Raw genomic sequence first — 16,124 nt, 5'->3', positions numbered from 1 at the left:
TGTCACCTGAAAAAAGTGACAGAAATCAAGTCGAATATTGAACTATCAAAACATGATATTGCCTATGGCTTCGGTGATACGGCAGAAGACCTACCAATTCAAGTAAATCATTCCCCATAAAAAAACGGCGCTATAAGCGCCGTTTCTGTTCAAACTCTAAAGCCAAAAAGTTACTTTACTTCTTTACCCTGAGCTTGCAAATCTGCATGGTAGCTTGAGCGAACAAGCGGGCCACATGCTGCATGGGTAAAACCAAGTTTATCTGCTAATGCTTTAAGCTCGTCAAACTCTGCTGGTGGCACATAACGTTCAACCGGTAAGTGGAACTTACTTGGTTGTAAATATTGACCTAATGTCAGCATTTCAACCTTGTGAGCACGTAGGTCATGCAGTACTTCTGCAATTTCTTCGTTAGTTTCACCTAAGCCCATCATTAAGCCAGACTTAGTGGGTACATCAGGATGACGTTCTTTAAACTTTCTCAATAAGTCTAGTGACCACTGATAGTTAGCACCAGGACGCGCTTTACGATAATGCTTAGGCGCGGTTTCTAAATTGTGATTGAACACATCAGGTGGCTCAGTGGCTAAGATTTCTAATGCCGCATCGATACGACCACGGAAGTCAGGCACTAAAATTTCAATCTTAATAGCAGGGTTTAACAGGCGAATTTCACGAATACAATCAGCAAAATGTTGTGCGCCGCCATCACGTAAGTCATCACGGTCAACCGAGGTGATAACCACATATTTAAGCTTCATATCTGCAATAGTTTGCGCCAGCTTTTTAGGCTCTTCGGCATCCGCGGCTAATGGGCGACCATGGGCAACATCACAAAATGGGCAGCGACGAGTACAAATAGCGCCAAGGATCATAAAGGTAGCGGTACCGTGATTAAAACATTCAGCTAGGTTAGGGCAAGAGGCTTCTTCACACACAGAATGTAAGCCATTTTTGCGCAGGGCAGCTTTAATCTCTAAAATACGTGTGTTAGATGAAGGCAGCTTTACCCGTAACCAATCAGGCTTGCGTAGCATGGTTTCGCGCTCTGAGGGTACAATTTTGATCGGAATGCGTGCAACTTTATCGGCGTCACGTAATTTAACTCCCGGTTGTAATCTTTCAGGCCTATTCATTATTCTGCTAATCCTTGATGATGCACAAGTTGTTGGTAGCCCATAACTTGGCTAAATGTTTGAATGAGTTTATCGCCAGCTTCAAGTACGGTTTGTGGACCGCCGAGTGCTTTGCATTGCACCATTTCAAGACCGGCATAACCACAGGGGTTAATACGTTGGAATGGACCAAGGTCCATGTCTACGTTTAACGCTAAGCCGTGGAATGAACAGCCTTTTCGAATGCGTAAGCCTAACGAGGCTAGTTTGCGTTCTTGTACATATACGCCGGGGGCATCGGCTTTGGCATAGGCTTCTACATTATATAGCGCTAACATATTAACTATGCTTTGCTCTATATTGTTAACCAGCTGCCTGACGCCCATTTTATTACGTTTTATGTCTATAAGTGGATAAACCACTAGTTGCCCAGGGCCGTGATAGGTGACTTGACCACCACGGTCTACTTGGATCACCGGGATATCGCCAGGATTTAAAATATGCTCACTTTTACCCGCTTGACCCTGGGTAAAAACAGGTTGATGTTCGACAACCCAAAGTTCATCTTGGCTATCACTGTCACGGGTGTCAGTGTATTCCTGCATAGCATGCCATACAGATTGATAGTCTTGCATACCAAGATGGCGAATGTGCAATGTTGATGCTGGCAAGGGCAACGTCTCCCCAAAGGTTGGACCGGTCACGCGTATGTTCAACGTGTTTAAAATAATTCCTGACTATTATACTCAAGTTTTACACGTTTACAGAACTCTTTAACGATTAGAGTACGCGTTTTACGCCCTCAATAGCGGCAAGATCAATATACGCTTTTTCAATATGCTCTTTGCTGGTGACGGTAATGCGGATCGTAATCGAATAATAACTGCCTTTACTTGATGTTTTAACCGTTGGCACATAGTCGCCTGGGGCGAGTTGTTGTGCTACCGCGACTACGCGATCGGCTAGGGTGTCATCAGCATCGCCAATTACTTTAAATGGACATGCATTAGGAAACGTCATTACTTCATCAAAAGTTGTGTTTAGCATCGGATTACTCATTGGTGATTGTTACACTAAATATGGTGGCGATTATACCTGATTCAAGGCTTAGATAACTTGAAATAATAAAGCCGCTGTAAAAGCGGCTTCAATTAATTGATTTTCAGGATAATTATTATTGCTTATTCAAACCAGCTAGCAAACATTTGTTTGAAGTAGTCCATCAATTTGCTGAACCAGCTACCTTCTTCAACAGTATTTAATGTCACTAAAGGATATTGAGCAATGTCTTTCCCATCTAATTGGAAGAACACGCGGCCAACCGTTTCGCCTTTAGCAAGTGGGGCACTTAATGGCTTAGTTAGCTCAAAGTTAGCTTGAAGATCTTTGGCTTTGCCACGGCTGATGGTAATAGGCGTATCTGTTATGACACCTAGGTCAACATTATCAACATCGCCATACCAAATTTTTTGGCTTACAAAAGTGTCACCCGCTTTGTAAGGCGTGATGGTTTCAAAAAAGCGGAAACCGTAGTTAAGTAACTTTTTACTTTCAGCTTTACGGGCTGACTCACTACTAGTACCGAGTACTACGGTAATTAAACGCATGCCATCGTCACTGGTGGCAGATGAGACTAAGTTATAACCTGCACCCGAAGTATGACCTGTTTTAATGCCGTCTACTTTTAAGCTGTTATCCCACAGTAGTCCATTACGGTTGTATTGTTTAATACCATTGAAGGTAAAAGATTTTTCTGAATAGACACGGTATTCTTCAGGCACATCACGAATAAGTGCCGCACCTAAAATGGCCATATCGTATGCGGTTGTTTTATGAGCATCTGAATCTAAACCGTGTGAGTTTTCAAAGTAGCTGTCATTCATACCTAGCTGCTTTGCCCATGAGTTCATTAAATCAACGAATGCACCTTCTGTGCCTGCAATGTGTTCAGCCATAGCAACACACGCATCGTTTCCTGATTGAATAATAATACCGCGATTTAAGTCGGAAACTTTGACTGTTTTTCCCACTTCAATGAACATTTTTGATGAATCAGGAAAGTTTTTTGACCAGGCATTTTGGGTGATAAGCACATCATCATCTAGTGAAATATTCCCCACTTTAACTTCATGCCCAATAACGTAACTGGTCAGCATTTTAGTTAAACTAGCAGGGTTTAAGCTGTCATAAGCATTTTGCTCTGCGATGACGCGGCCTGAATAATAATCCATTAACACATAGGCTTTTGCCGCAACACTTGGTGCATCAGGGGTAACCATTGGGGCGCGATTAGGCGTTGGACGTGCATCTGGCTGCGGTGTGTTAGCAGAAGAGGTAAACGACACAAAAGAAAGTAGCAGTGCAGTCGCAATTGGTGCTTTGGCAATATTTATCATGAAATTAGCTGGTCTCTATTAATTCGAAGAAAAGACAATAAAAAAGATTATAACATTAGTCGTGCTACTATTAGTCAACCAAATTGCATTAAGGTTCCTTAATCGAGTAAATTACTAGATAAATTAAGGAACAATAAAGCTTTGTGGGTAACCTTGGCTATGCAAGTTATCTAATAATTTATTGGTTAAGTAAATTTTACCAATTGGACCTAACTGGACTCTGTGTATGCCATCTCTTGATACTATTCGAGATGAAACGCCGTATTTATTTTCGAGCTCTTTTGCTAGGGCATTCACACGTAGTTTGTCTTTGGATGCTGCGACTTGAATGTAATGAATTTCGTTGCTGGTCGCCTCAGATATGCCTCGCTGGTCATTTGATTCAATATGAATGACTTCGATTTTTACTTTGGCTGTGCCTTTTGCCAACATATCTAGGTGATAAGCACCGGCATAGGACAAGTCAATTACGCGGCCATTATGGAAAGGTCCGCGATCATTTACCCTCACAATAATTTGTTTATTATTTTCAAGGTTAGTGACTTTAACGTAACTTGGCAGCGGTAAGTTTTTATGTGCTGCTGACATGGTATACATGTCATATGTTTCACCATTTGAGGTTAAGTGGCCATGAAACTTAGCCCCATACCATGATGCGTGACCGGTTTCGGAAAAGCCTTTACCTGTAGGCAGTACTTTATAGCTTTTGCCTAAAACAGTGTAATTACGATTGCCTTGGCGGGTGTATGCTTCGTATTTGGGCACCGCATTTTTAACTTTGCTGACATCTGGCGCATTATCAGGATAGCGGTCATCCGCCATTTGGTAACGACCCGATTGGCTACTTGCCCCTACACTGCCTTTTTTGTTATCTGGTTTTGATGAACATGCCGCCATAAGCAATATAATCATCATGACAATGGTACTTAGATAGAGTTTATTTTGCATTGTATTGGGCTTTTAATTGTTCGCTAAATTGGTAAACCGCCATTGCATAAAGCGGGCTGCGATTATAACGGGTGATAACATAAAAGTTCTTAAGTCCCAACCAGTATTCGTCTGCTTCGGGTTGTTCTAATTTTACTAATAGCGCTTGCTGAGAAACATCAATGTCCCGCGCCGATGCCAAGCTTAATGTCGGAGCCAAAATATCTGAGGCTCGATAATGCAATCTCTCTTTAGTCCATACTTTGGCTTTTGGCGCCTTATTATCGGTATGATTTAGCGGTAAGGCTACAGGAGCTCCTCGTTGCCAACCATGTTGATGAAAATAATTGGCTACACTGCCAATCGCATCAGCTTTACTCGTGAGTAAGTCTCTGCGGCCATCGCCACTGAAGTCGACTGAGTAATGGCGATAACTAGATGGAATAAACTGACCAAACCCCATCGCGCCGGCATACGAGCCTTTCAAGCTGGCATTATCGAGTTTTTCTTCCTTAATGAGTGACATCAAGTTACCGTATTCACTTCTAAAAAAAGTGGCCCTTGGGGCATAGTAAAAGCCTAAAGTGTACAGGGCATCTTGCACGCGATAGTTACCCATGTAACCACCGTAAAATGTTTCAATACCTATGATGGCGACAATGATTTGCGGGTCAACATTAAATTTATCGGCAGCTTTGGCTATGGTATCGGCATTTTCATGCCAAAACTCTAGCCCTTTGGCCAAGCGTTTTTCGGTGAGAAAAATAGGATAATACTGGTGCCAAGGTTTTGCTTCCCAGGGTTTGGTTATGGCATCAATCACTTCTTGGGTATAAGTCGATTCATTTAAAAATGCTTCAATTTCTTGTTGACTAAAGCCTTGTTTAATTTGCTCTGCCATAAACTGCTTTTTTAAGGCGTCGACATCTGTCGCCGCCGAGGCGATACCAATATGTGTCGATACGACTAAGGTGATCGCGCTAAATAAACGGGTAGATAATTTCATTACACCTTCCTATCGATCAATAAATCGTCTATGAGTTTGAATACTCATTAAAATGCCAAAGCCTGTCATCAGCGTCATCATAGATGTACCGCCATAGCTGACTAGCGGTAAAGGCACGCCTACTACAGGCAGAATGCCTGAAACCATGCCTATGTTAACAAAGATATATACAAAGAATGTGAGTGTAATACTGCCGGCTAATAAGCGTGCAAAACTAGTTTGCGCCCGTGAGGCTATGACTAGACCACGGCCAATAATGAACAGATAAATACTCAATAGCAATAAACTGCCCATTAAACCAAATTCTTCACCAATAACGCCAAAGATAAAGTCGGTGTGTCTTTCGGGTAAAAACTCTAACTGTGACTGAGAGCCATTTAGCCAACCCTTGCCCCAAAATCCGCCTGAGCCAATAGCTATTTTAGATTGAATAATATGATAACCCGCACCTAAGGGATCTTTCTCCGGGTCGAATAATGTCAGCACACGAGTACGCTGATAGTCGTGCATTAAAAAGAACCATAAAATCGGTAAAAAAATCAGTCCGGCAATGATAATAGCACCCACTATTAACCAGCTCATGCCCGATAAAAACAATACAAACACCCCTGAAGCAGCGACTAAAATTGAGGTGCCTAAGTCTGGTTGCTTGGCGATCAGTAGCGTTGGAATTAATAGGATGATTGCCCCACCTGCAAGGTGGCGTTTTTTAGGCGGCAAGGGAAATTTACTGATATACCATGCCATGGTAATGGGGAAGGCAAGTTTAATAAGCTCTGAAGGTTGAAATTCCATAAAGCCAAGATTTAACCAGCGCTGCGCCCCTTTATTAATGGTGCCAAAAAAATCTACCCCTAATAATAAAATAATACCCGCGACATAAATAGGTAGCGCCCAGCGTTTTAATGCTTCGGGATTTATTTGTGCCATAACAAGCATGATGAATAAAGATAACCCCATGCGCACTAACTGACGTTCCATCATCGCCATGCTTTCGCCACTGGCTGAATAAATGATGAATAATCCAAAAGCCATTAATGTCAACAGACCTGACAATAGCGGCAAGTCAATATGCAGCTTTTGCCAAATATTTTTTTTATGATGATGACCGTGACTATGGTGGCTATTCATTTGGTTGCTCATTTACAGGCGTTGTAGCGGTATCTTTTAGTGTGTCGTTAGGTACAGTCCATTCATCCCTGAGGATATATTCGTCCAGTAAGGCGCGCGCTAATGGCCCTGCATTAGCACCACCCCAACCCGCATTTTCTAGCACAACGGCTAAGGCGATGCGTGGATTCTCATAGGGGGCATAGGCAACAATGAGTGCATTGTCGCGTAAATGCTCAGCAATAGTATCAGCATTATACTTTTCATCCTGGCCGACCGAGAACACCTGCGCCGTGCCTGTTTTCATTGCAGCTGTGTACGTCGCATCGGTAAATCTTGATTTATCAGCAGTTTGACGCATAGCTTCGTTAATAATGTCCCAATTTCTAGGGTTTTTAAGCTCAATCGGTGGCTGTTCATCTATTGGCGCATCAATTTTGACCTTGTCATCTTTAAAGGTTTTCAATAAATGTGGCGTAAAACGACGACCTTTATTGGCCAAAATTGCTGTAGAACTAGCGAGTTGTAATGGTGTACTGGTCCAATATCCTTGGCCAATACCGACAGAAATCGTGTCGCCAATATACCAGGCTTGGTTGTAACGTAAGCGTTTCCAGTCACGTGATGGCATAATGCCTGCGACTTCTTCATATATATCGATATTGGTTCTTTCACCAAACCCAAATTGCGACATAAAGCTGGCCATTTTATCGATACCGACTTTATAAACTAGGTCGTAGAAAAAGATATCGCATGAATCAACAATGGCATGATAAACATCAACCCATCCATGGCCCCATTTTTTCCAATCGCGCCATTTGCGTTCAACGCCAGGAATTTGCCAAAAGCCAGGATCCCAAACCCGTGTTTTCTCACTAATTGCGCGTTCTTCTAAACCAAGGAGTGCAACTAATGGCTTAATAGTGGATGCTGGGGAATATTGTCCCTGGGTAGCACGGTTTATTAATGGCCGAGATTTATCATTCAGTAACTCACTATATCCTTTGCTGCTAATGCCATGGACAAATAAATTTGCGTCATAACTTGGGCTAGACACCATAGCTAAAATACCACCGTCTCGAGGATCGATGGCAACCACTGACCCCCGTCTACCCGCTAGCAACTCCATTGCTTTTTGTTGAAGTTTTAAATCAAGCGTGAGATATATATCCTGCCCAGGTGTCGGCGGAGTGACTCTCAAGGTACGAATAACTCGGCCACGGTTATTCACTTCCTCTTCTAAATGTCCTGGCAGTCCATGGAGTAAAGTCTCATAGAACTTCTCGATACCTTGTTTGCCAATATCGTTAGTCGCCGCATAATTCTTCCAGCTATTACTTTTTTCTAACAGTGCTTTATCACTGGTGTTAATCCTACCAACATAACCCAGAACATGTGTCATGAGGCTATTGTAGGGGTAGTTACGTTTTAACCCTGCTTCAACATAAATACCGGGAAACATGTGTTGATCAACTGAAAAAGCGGCTACTTGCTCTTCGGTCAACTTTCCCTTAATGGTGAGCGGTTTAAAGCGCCGATGAAACTTAAGGGTGTCTTTAATTTGTTCACGTTCTTCTTGAGATATCTCAACCACAGCATTGAGTTGATCAAAAGTGGCATCAAGATCGTCAATTCGCTCAGGGATCATTTCAAGAGAGTGATAAGGTTGGTTTTCTGCGAGTAGCTGACCGTGTCGGTCAAAAATAAGTCCGCGACTGGGGGCGGTGGGGACAACTCTAATACGGTTATCGTTGGAGCGGGTTTCATAATCTTTGTAAGAAACCACCTGTAATTGATACAGATTAAAAAATACTATACTGAGTAAAATGAACACGCAAAAAAAAGTGAACAATGCACGGCGTTTGAATAACGAAGCCTCGGCGGCGTGGTCATGCATTGTGATGCGCTTCTTTGGCGGCACTTAAGTCTCCAGCGGGTAAATAGCGAAAAGGTTAGCGTCGCTTTTATCGTGTTGCGGTGTCAACAACCATAAATGTCTTTTAATGAACTCACACCCTATTACTCGCGATGATAAGGATGATTATTATTGATGCTCCAGGCGCGATAGAGGCTTTCACCAATTAAGATACGCACAAGTGGATGTGGTAATGTTAGGGCTGACAAACACCAGCTTTGATCTGCTGCGGCCTTGCAGGCTGGGGCAAGTCCTTCTGGCCCACCAATCAATAAACTTACATCTCGTCCATCTAATTGCCACTTTGTCATTTGTTCAGCTAAATCGGGTGTTGTCCAATTTTTACCGGGCAAATCTAAGCTCACAATATGATTGCCTTTTGCAACAGCGGCTAGCATTGCTTCGCCTTCTTTTTGCAAAATTCGAGCGATATCAGCATTCTTGCCCCGTTTACCCGCAGTGATTTCGACTAATTCTAGCGGCATATCCCGGGGGAAACGACGCTGATATTCTTCAAAACCTCGGGTAACCCAGTCGGGCATTTTTGTGCCTACGGCAATCAGTTGTAACTTCATTAGGCGTTATTGTTCGACCACAATTTTTCAAGCTCGTAATATTCACGAGTTTGCTCTTGCATCACATGAACAATCACTTCACCTAGGTCTACTAATACCCATTCGCTGCTGTCACGGCCTTCAACACCAAGTGGTTGCATGCCAGCTTTTTTGGCTTCAACAACAAGATGTTCACCAATAGAGCGAACGTGTGTTTTAGATGTACCAGTACAAATCACCATAGTATCAGTGATAGTTGATTGTTTTTTCACATCTAATACAACGATGTTTTTTGCTTTTAAGTCTTCGATTTTATCGACGACGAAATCTTTCAGTTCGGTGCTTTGCACGCGAATTACCTCACTAGTCAAAATTAACGGGGCATTATACTCAATTTCATCCCACGGAAGCAATTAAGCAAAGGTGTTTATGCTGATCCATATTGCAATCAGGGCGCGACAAACAGCTTTAATCCTATATAGATTTGTTTTGGTGATTGGTTATTTAACAAAGGTATAACTTATGTTGCTGAATATAGCTAAGCGTAGAAGGCATAATAAGTTCATTGACTGGCTGATTGTTGTGTAGCTTGTGACGTACATCGGTTGAAGAAATATTCTGTAAAGCGATAGCGACTGGAATCACTGCACCATGTGCAGGTGGTGTTTGATGAGATGTTAATTGTTGTACATAATCGACATGGTTAATTGATTTGCTATCAAGTACTTGCTGCATTGAATTACAGGTGTCAAGTTGCCAGCCTGGACGTTGGCATAGCACGATATGGCAATGATTAAATAATGTTTGCCATAGATGCCAGCTAGGTAAGTGTAAAAATGAATCCATTCCCATAATAAAATAAAACTGATGCTGCGGATAAGTGTGCTGTAAATTCTGTAGGCTCACGACAGTATATGAAGGGCTATCACGGTTAATTTCAATGTCACAGACCTCAAGATCACTGAATTGCTGGCAAACATCTTCTACCATGGCAAGTCGGTGTTTGCTGCTAACATTAGTGGATTGCTTATGGGGCGGAATATGATTTGGCATCAGCCACACTTTGTCCAAGTGTAATTGCTGTTTCACTTCTAGTGCAGGGCGAATATGGCCTAAATGGATAGGGTCGAAGGTGCCGCCTAAAATACCTATTCGCATGTTTAATCCTAGGTCTAGCTTAATTCTATATGGGCTAAACGATTGTGTGCCCGCGGATCAAAAAGAATACACAAATGGCTCATACCCACCCAATCTTCAATACCATGCTGTTTAAGGTTGAGCTCTAATGTTGATGCCAAACCCAACATATGTTCAATATGGTGAAGCTCTAAACGCGTTAATGCAGCTTGATAAAGGGGTTTTCGTTTATCCCAAATTCGATATTTCCCCCACAATTGACTGAGTTGCTCACCCTGTAATTGGGCGAGTTTCAAATTAAGTAATAGGGTAATTTCTTTAAAAATTGCCCACATTAAAATAGGCATGGCTGTACCTTCACCTTGCAGCTGTGCCAACATATGCTGAGCTTGCTTTTGATGATTACTCAAAATAGCGTCGGTAAGCTGGAACACACTGAAGCGTGATTGGTCTTCAAAATAGTCAGTCAGTTGCTCTGGGGTAATGTTGTCATTTGGGCTGACCAGTTGCAAAATTTGCATCGCTTGTTCGGCGGCGAGTAAATTACCTTCAAACAAATTAAACATCATTGCTTTGGCGTCATGATGTATGGTTAATTTATGCTGCTGGATGCGATTGTCTAACCAGCGCTCAAACTGTTTACCTTCAGGGGTGGCACAAGGAATATATAATCCTTGGCCATCTAGTGACTTAAACCACTTGCTGTTAGTTTGTTCAACGCCTGCTTTGGGACCTTGAATGATTAACAGAATATCTGGATTTAGTTGTTGTAATAATATTTGGAACGCATTAGCACCGTCAGTACCAGGCTTACCATTAGGTAAATTAAGTTCGATAATTCTTCTACTGGCAAACAAGCTCATCGATTGCCATTCTTGAATTAACTCACCCCAGTTAAAACCAGTTTCTTGACTAAGCTGTACGCGCTCATCAAAGCCTTGTTTTTTTGCGGCGGCAATAATTTGTCTTTTACTGTCTTCAATCAACCATAAATCATCACCAAATAATAAACACACTTGGGGAAGTTTCTGCAGATGAGTTTTTAGCTGGTCTGGATAAACCCGCATTTATTCACTACCGATTGAAGCAAGTGTTTGAATAATGCTGTCGGCGGCTTGGGCACGCATCTCACGGGTTAATATTTCCATTTCGCGGCTTTTAGCTAATGCTGTACGGGGATCGTCCTGGTAGTCTCGTCGTATTTCAGCTTGGAATTCTGTTGGTTCTTGTTCTGGTAACATCACGGTATAGTTGACCAGGTAAATTAACTCATACTCAGCGACATTGCCCGTAGGGTAGAGGGACAGGGTTGCACGCTCTAATGAATCACTGACAAGTCTTAGCGTAGGCGTATCTTCTGCAGCTGCTACCAGTGTGACCCGATTAATACGTAGCCTGTCGCCCACTAAGCGGGTTAGTTCGCTATATTGGTCACTACTACTGAGGTGTAATTGTTGTAATTCAACCGGAATCGAGTAACTGCGCTGTAATTTAAAGCCACAACCTGCGGTGGCAATTAGCACAAAAAAGAGTAACGCTAAGCCAATACGTTTTACCAACATAAGTGTTATCGACATCCTTTATATCCATGGCAACCATGGCGGTAATAATGAATGCCCATCTTATGCTGGTTAGCATAAGATGGGCAAGTTACTCATTAGTGTTTGGTAGACTTTACCCTACCTGTTATTTGCCAAGGTTAGACTGGCAACAACATACTAGTTAGCAACAATATTAAGCAATTTACCCGGTACATAAATCACTTTACGGACAGTCAGTCCTTCAGAGTGTTTTTGTACATGCTCATCTTCCATCGCGAGTGCTTGAACTTGTTCTTGAGTTGCATCTGCTGCGACAGTGATTTTTGCACGTAACTTACCGTTAATTTGCACAATAATCAGTTTGCTGTCTTCAACAAGGGCTGACTCATCAACTTCTGGCCAGCGGCTATCTTCGATATCGCTGCTATTGCCAAGCTCTTTCCATAGATTAAAACTGATGTGCGGCACGATTGGGTACAATAAACGTGTGACTGCGGATAAAGCTTCAGCCATTAATGCGCGATCTTGAGCGGACTCTTGTGGCGCTTTTAATAGATGATTCATCAATTCCATAACGGCTGCAACAGCGGTATTGAACATTTGACGACGACCAATATCATCACTGACTTTAGCAATGGTTTTATGCAGTTCACGGCGCAGTGCCTTTTGGCTGCCGCTCAGTGCTTTAACATCTAACGCTTCTGTTGTCCCGGCTGCGATATGATCACTGGCCAGTTTCCAAAAACGCTTGATAAAGCGGTGTGCACCTTCTACGCCAGATTCTTGCCATTCGAGGGTCAATTCTGGAGGTGAAGCGAACATCATGAATAAACGGACGGTATCAGCACCGTACTTTTCAACCATGACTTGTGGATCGATACCATTGTTTTTTGACTTCGACATTTTGCTCATGCCGGTGTAAACCAACTCGTTACCGTCTTTGTCGATAGCTTTGATGACGCGACCTTTGTCGTCTTTTTCAAGTTCAGCAACATCAAGCGGCGATACCCATACTCGGGCGCCTTTCTCGTTGTTGTAGTAGTAAGCGTCAGCTAATACCATACCTTGAGTCAGCAATTGCTTAGCTGGCTCGTTCGAGTTAACCAAGCCCATATCGCGCAACAGCTTATGGAAAAAGCGGAAATACAATAGGTGCATACACGCATGCTCAATACCACCAATATATTGATCTACCGGCAGCCAGTAGTTAGCTTTGGCTGGGTCAAGCATTTGATCTGCATGCGGGCTACAGTAGCGAGCATAATACCAAGATGACTCCATAAAGGTGTCAAAGGTATCGGTTTCACGCCAGGCAGTTTGACCATTAATGGTGGTTTCAGCCCAGGCTTTATCTGCTTTAATTGGACTTTGAATACCGTCCATCACCACATCTTCTGGCAGAATAACTGGCAGTTGATCTTCTGGTGTTGGCATAACTGTGCCATCTTCCAAGGTCACCATTGGGATAGGAGCACCCCAGTAACGTTGGCGAGAAACACCCCAGTCACGCAAGCGGAAGTTAACTTGGAGTTTACCTTTGCCTTCAGCGCTTAGCTTGGCGTTAATAGCTTCAAAAGCCGCTTTAAAATCTAAGCCGTCAAGTGCTGGGAAAGACGCGCCAGAATTAAACACGACACCTTTTTCAGTGAAGGCTTCTTTACTGATATCAACGTCGCCATCAACAGGTTTAATAACCGCTTCAATAGCTAAACCAAACTTTTTAGCAAATTCATAATCACGCTGATCATGTGCTGGAACTGACATGACTGCACCAGTGCCGTAGTTCATTAACACAAAGTTAGCGACCCAAATAGGCACAAGTTTGCCACTGATTGGATGCACAGCGTTTAAGCCTGTTGCCACCCCTTTTTTCTCCATTGAAGCCATAGCGGCTTCAGTGGTGTCAGCATTTTTACATTCTTCAATGAACTCTGCTAAAGCTGGGTTATTCACAGCGGCTTGAACAGCTAAAGGATGACCTGCAGCAATAGCCACATAAGTCACACCCATTACAGTATCTGGGCGAGTGGTATAAATATCGAAACTTTGCTGGCTATTTTCCACCTGGAAGGTCATTTCAATCCCTTCACTGCGGCCAATCCAGTTACGTTGCATAGCTTTAACTTGCTCAGGCCAACCATCAAGCGTATCGATATCGTTTAATAATTCTTCTGCGTAGTCAGTGATTTTAATAAACCACTGTGGAATTTCTTTTTGCACGACTTCAGTGTCACAGCGCCAACAACAACCGTCTTGTACTTGCTCGTTTGCCAGTACGGTTTCGTCATTTGGACACCAGTTTACTGATGAGGTTTTTTTGTACACTAAACCTTTTTCATACAGCTTAGTGAAAAACCACTGTTCCCAGCGATAGTACTCAGGGGTACATGTGGCAATTTCACGACTCCAGTCATAACCAAAACCTAATAATTTGAGCTGGTTCTTCATGTACTCAATATTTTCATAGGTCCATGGAGCTGGCGAGGTTTTATTATTAATCGCTGCATTTTCCGCAGGCAGGCCGAAAGAATCCCAACCAATAGGCTGCAGAACATTTTTTCCTTGCAAACGTTGGTAACGAGCGACAACATCACCTATGGTGTAGTTACGGACGTGTCCCATGTGAAGGCGACCTGACGGATAAGGGAACATAGAGAGGCAGTAAAACTTCTCTTTAGTCTCATCTTCAGTCACTTCGAAGGTTTTTTGGTCTTGCCAGTGCTTTTGCACTAAGGCTTCAATTTCTAAAGGATTATATTGTTCTTGCATCAATCTATTTTCGGCCATGCCGCCCACTGTTGGATTTGCGCGTATTGTATGATCTAACGCGCATTCGCCTGATGAATAACTACATAGAATAAACTAGAAGTGATGCTTTAAAAAGGTTCGTCTTAAGGAGTATTTAATATGAGTGGAAGAAGTACAGCATTATTGGCCTTATATCAGGCATTAATTGACCAAGTGAAACAGCAGTTTGAGCAGGATAACTCATTGACTGCTAAAAGTTTGTTTAAATCTATTACTAAAGGAAAAAACTATTTACAGCTCAAATCTACAGCCGATGAACAAGAGCTGGCTTTGGTAGAAGAATTTTTAAAGCGTGATATTGCCAGCTTTTTAAAAGGGGAAAATGCCGACGATATTAGTTATAGCCCAACAGCAATTGCATTTGAAAATACCTTATGGCAATGGTTAAGTAGCATAACTGACAGAAGCCAGGTGCAATGGCACGAATTACAGCAAGATTTTAAGCATCATGGTTGCTATAAATCTGGAGAAATTATTAATCAAGGTGTATTGACCTGTGACAACTGCAACCATCAAATGACAATCGACTTTCCTGGCGTGATACCAGATTGTCCTAACTGTGACCACGATACGTTCTCTCGAGAACCCTTATCGCCTTAAGTGTTGATTTTCTAATGACAGTCGAGTATCGACTGTCGTTTTAAAAATTAACCCTATATTGACAATTACTGGCGCTACTATTACCGATCATTTCATCATATGCGGTTTGGATTTCTATAATGGCGTAACGGATCCCTTGCAGTTTAAGCAGTTCTTCTGCTTCTTTAATTGAATTAAGGCTTAGCCATTTTCCATCTTTACTGCGTGCACTGCGAAAGTTACCACTGCTATCTTTAACACCTAACAGATAATGGTTCGAGTCAGCATAGCTGATTATGGTTGGCTGTAATGGTTGTAGTTCGATAGCATTTTTTATTTCTGAAAGTTGCATTTTTTACACCCCATAATGTTTCATAATTGTTAACTATACGCAGGGGCGAGTTTTTAGGTTCATTATTGTGAATAAAAAAACACCATAATATGGATGGGAAAATCTATAGAGTGAGTTTTTGTAATGTTAAGCTGCAATATTTTTGTAAATTTTTAATAGCAATGTCTAACAGAAATCTTCAACAGCAGTCTTCAACAGGAATATTCAATAGCCGTATTGTGTAACGTTATAGCTTTTTAGCAGCCGCTTAATTGTACAGAATATAAAGGGGGAGTATCAGCATTGGCGGCCTGGGTATAGCGGAAGTAACAGTTATCATTAATGACTTGACCATTTTTATCTATGTCATAACCTATATAGGTGTTGGCTATGCCCTGATATTGAATGCTCAAGCGACTATCAAGGCTAATCCATTTCTCAATGTCAGTATTATCCAAATAGCCCCATTTTAAGCGGGTTTCAAAAATACCGTCACCCTCTAAATCGATATCGATTAAATCAGCTCGACCGCTGACAGGCTGCACTTGTAGGCTAGGAAGTTTCGATTTGGCATACACAAGAGTGTTGGCGGTTTTCACCGCTGAGGATAAGCCCGATAGGGTACTAGCTCGGGCATCTGATCCTAAATTAACCTGAACTCGGGATAAAAAATTGAACTAATCGCCCTCTTTGTGATCAGCTCTT

The 16,124-nt window shown here is 42.3% G+C and carries 17 protein-coding genes; 1 reads left to right on the top strand and 16 read right to left on the bottom strand.

Going from position 1 to position 16,124, the window contains the following annotated elements; translation table 11 throughout:
- Nucleotides 1–170: 170 nt before the first annotated feature.
- The 14 genes from lipA to leuS all read right to left on the bottom strand — a co-directional run bounded on the left by lipA (nt 171) and on the right by leuS (nt 14,470).
- The gene (lipA, locus tag ACRWQN_RS16375) at nt 171–1,136 is read right to left on the bottom strand and encodes a lipoyl synthase (protein ID WP_434926978.1); all 966 of its coding nucleotides are present in this window, start codon (nt 1,134–1,136) and stop codon (nt 171–173) included.
- Nucleotides 1,136–1,786, bottom strand: a complete 651-nt coding sequence (gene lipB, locus ACRWQN_RS16370) for a lipoyl(octanoyl) transferase LipB (RefSeq protein WP_434938891.1) — start codon at nt 1,784–1,786, stop codon at nt 1,136–1,138. Before lipB ends, lipA begins: the two co-directional genes overlap by 1 nt.
- Before the next feature lie 109 nt (nt 1,787–1,895).
- Nucleotides 1,896–2,162: a DUF493 family protein YbeD gene (gene ybeD, locus ACRWQN_RS16365; protein ID WP_226413709.1), complete on the bottom strand. Its 267-nt coding sequence runs from the start codon at nt 2,160–2,162 to the stop codon at nt 1,896–1,898.
- 134 nt (nt 2,163–2,296) lie between these two features.
- Nucleotides 2,297–3,511 carry a serine hydrolase gene (locus ACRWQN_RS16360; protein WP_434926976.1) on the bottom strand — a complete coding sequence of 405 codons (1,215 nt, stop codon included), beginning with the start codon at nt 3,509–3,511 and terminating at the stop codon, nt 2,297–2,299.
- 123 nt (nt 3,512–3,634) lie between these two features.
- Nucleotides 3,635–4,459 (bottom strand): septal ring lytic transglycosylase RlpA family protein, encoded by an 825-nt coding sequence (locus tag ACRWQN_RS16355; RefSeq protein WP_434938889.1) that lies wholly within the window; start codon nt 4,457–4,459, stop codon nt 3,635–3,637.
- Nucleotides 4,449–5,444 (bottom strand): lytic murein transglycosylase B, encoded by a 996-nt coding sequence (gene mltB / locus ACRWQN_RS16350; protein ID WP_434938887.1) that lies wholly within the window; start codon nt 5,442–5,444, stop codon nt 4,449–4,451. Before mltB ends, ACRWQN_RS16355 begins: the two co-directional genes overlap by 11 nt.
- Nucleotides 5,445–5,453: 9 nt before the next feature.
- Nucleotides 5,454–6,575, bottom strand: coding sequence for a rod shape-determining protein RodA (gene rodA, locus ACRWQN_RS16345; RefSeq protein WP_434938885.1), 1,122 nt, complete (start codon nt 6,573–6,575; stop codon nt 5,454–5,456).
- The gene (mrdA, locus tag ACRWQN_RS16340; protein ID WP_434938883.1) at nt 6,568–8,475 is read right to left on the bottom strand and encodes a penicillin-binding protein 2; all 1,908 of its coding nucleotides are present in this window, start codon (nt 8,473–8,475) and stop codon (nt 6,568–6,570) included. Before mrdA ends, rodA begins: the two co-directional genes overlap by 8 nt.
- Nucleotides 8,476–8,573: 98 nt before the next feature.
- Entirely contained in the window at nt 8,574–9,044 is a 471-nt protein-coding gene (gene rlmH, locus ACRWQN_RS16335) for a 23S rRNA (pseudouridine(1915)-N(3))-methyltransferase RlmH (RefSeq protein WP_226413719.1), read from the bottom strand.
- Nucleotides 9,044–9,373, bottom strand: coding sequence for a ribosome silencing factor (rsfS, locus tag ACRWQN_RS16330; protein WP_226413721.1), 330 nt, complete (start codon nt 9,371–9,373; stop codon nt 9,044–9,046). The genes rlmH and rsfS overlap by 1 nt, the downstream gene beginning before the upstream one ends.
- A gap of 154 nt (nt 9,374–9,527) precedes the next feature.
- Nucleotides 9,528–10,181: a nicotinate-nucleotide adenylyltransferase gene (nadD, locus tag ACRWQN_RS16325; protein ID WP_434938881.1), complete on the bottom strand. Its 654-nt coding sequence runs from the start codon at nt 10,179–10,181 to the stop codon at nt 9,528–9,530.
- A gap of 14 nt (nt 10,182–10,195) precedes the next feature.
- A complete protein-coding gene (gene holA, locus ACRWQN_RS16320; protein ID WP_434938879.1) occupies nt 10,196–11,227 on the bottom strand; it encodes a DNA polymerase III subunit delta in 1,032 nt (343 codons plus the stop codon).
- Nucleotides 11,228–11,722: an LPS assembly lipoprotein LptE gene (gene lptE, locus ACRWQN_RS16315; RefSeq protein ID WP_434940682.1), complete on the bottom strand. Its 495-nt coding sequence runs from the start codon at nt 11,720–11,722 to the stop codon at nt 11,228–11,230. It lies immediately after the preceding gene.
- A 156-nt stretch (nt 11,723–11,878) separates the two neighbouring features.
- The gene (gene leuS / locus ACRWQN_RS16310; RefSeq protein ID WP_434940681.1) at nt 11,879–14,470 is read right to left on the bottom strand and encodes a leucine--tRNA ligase; all 2,592 of its coding nucleotides are present in this window, start codon (nt 14,468–14,470) and stop codon (nt 11,879–11,881) included.
- 138 nt (nt 14,471–14,608) lie between these two features.
- Between leuS and ACRWQN_RS16305 the strand changes: the two genes are divergently transcribed.
- Nucleotides 14,609–15,109: a zinc ribbon-containing protein gene (locus tag ACRWQN_RS16305; protein ID WP_434926971.1), complete on the top strand. Its 501-nt coding sequence runs from the start codon at nt 14,609–14,611 to the stop codon at nt 15,107–15,109.
- Between the two features lie 40 nt (nt 15,110–15,149).
- On the opposite strand, the gene ACRWQN_RS16300 is transcribed toward ACRWQN_RS16305, so the two are convergent.
- A complete protein-coding gene (locus ACRWQN_RS16300) occupies nt 15,150–15,440 on the bottom strand; it encodes a DUF6482 family protein (protein ID WP_434938877.1) in 291 nt (96 codons plus the stop codon).
- A 236-nt stretch (nt 15,441–15,676) separates the two neighbouring features.
- On the bottom strand, nt 15,677–16,018 hold the full coding sequence (locus ACRWQN_RS16295) for a hypothetical protein (RefSeq protein ID WP_434938875.1): 342 nt from the start codon (nt 16,016–16,018) through the stop codon (nt 15,677–15,679).
- Nucleotides 16,019–16,124: the final 106 nt, after the last annotated feature.

The sequence above is a fragment of the Shewanella sp. HL-SH8 genome (genome assembly GCF_051165765.1).
GTDB classification, from domain to species: Bacteria; Pseudomonadota; Gammaproteobacteria; order Enterobacterales; family Shewanellaceae; genus Shewanella; species Shewanella glacialimarina.
The sequence above is the reverse complement of the archived record's forward strand: the minus strand, read 5'-3'. Positions and strand labels throughout refer to the sequence as shown.

Coding starts and splice junctions, on each gene's coding strand:
- lipA (WP_434926978.1), bottom strand. CDS start 1,136: ATGAATAGGCCTGAAAGATTACAACCGGGAGTTAAATTACGTGACGCC.
- ybeD (WP_226413709.1), bottom strand. CDS start 2,162: ATGCTAAACACAACTTTTGATGAAGTAATGACGTTTCCTAATGCATGT.
- ACRWQN_RS16360 (WP_434926976.1), bottom strand. CDS start 3,511: ATGATAAATATTGCCAAAGCACCAATTGCGACTGCACTGCTACTTTCT.
- ACRWQN_RS16355 (WP_434938889.1), bottom strand. CDS start 4,459: ATGCAAAATAAACTCTATCTAAGTACCATTGTCATGATGATTATATTG.
- mltB (WP_434938887.1), bottom strand. CDS start 5,444: ATGAAATTATCTACCCGTTTATTTAGCGCGATCACCTTAGTCGTATCG.
- rodA (WP_434938885.1), bottom strand. CDS start 6,575: ATGAATAGCCACCATAGTCACGGTCATCATCATAAAAAAAATATTTGG.
- rlmH (WP_226413719.1), bottom strand. CDS start 9,044: ATGAAGTTACAACTGATTGCCGTAGGCACAAAAATGCCCGACTGGGTT.
- nadD (WP_434938881.1), bottom strand. CDS start 10,181: ATGCGAATAGGTATTTTAGGCGGCACCTTCGACCCTATCCATTTAGGC.
- holA (WP_434938879.1), bottom strand. CDS start 11,227: ATGCGGGTTTATCCAGACCAGCTAAAAACTCATCTGCAGAAACTTCCC.
- lptE (WP_434940682.1), bottom strand. CDS start 11,722: ATGTTGGTAAAACGTATTGGCTTAGCGTTACTCTTTTTTGTGCTAATT.
- leuS (WP_434940681.1), bottom strand. CDS start 14,470: ATGCAAGAACAATATAATCCTTTAGAAATTGAAGCCTTAGTGCAAAAG.
- ACRWQN_RS16305 (WP_434926971.1), top strand. CDS start 14,609: ATGAGTGGAAGAAGTACAGCATTATTGGCCTTATATCAGGCATTAATT.
- ACRWQN_RS16300 (WP_434938877.1), bottom strand. CDS start 15,440: ATGCAACTTTCAGAAATAAAAAATGCTATCGAACTACAACCATTACAG.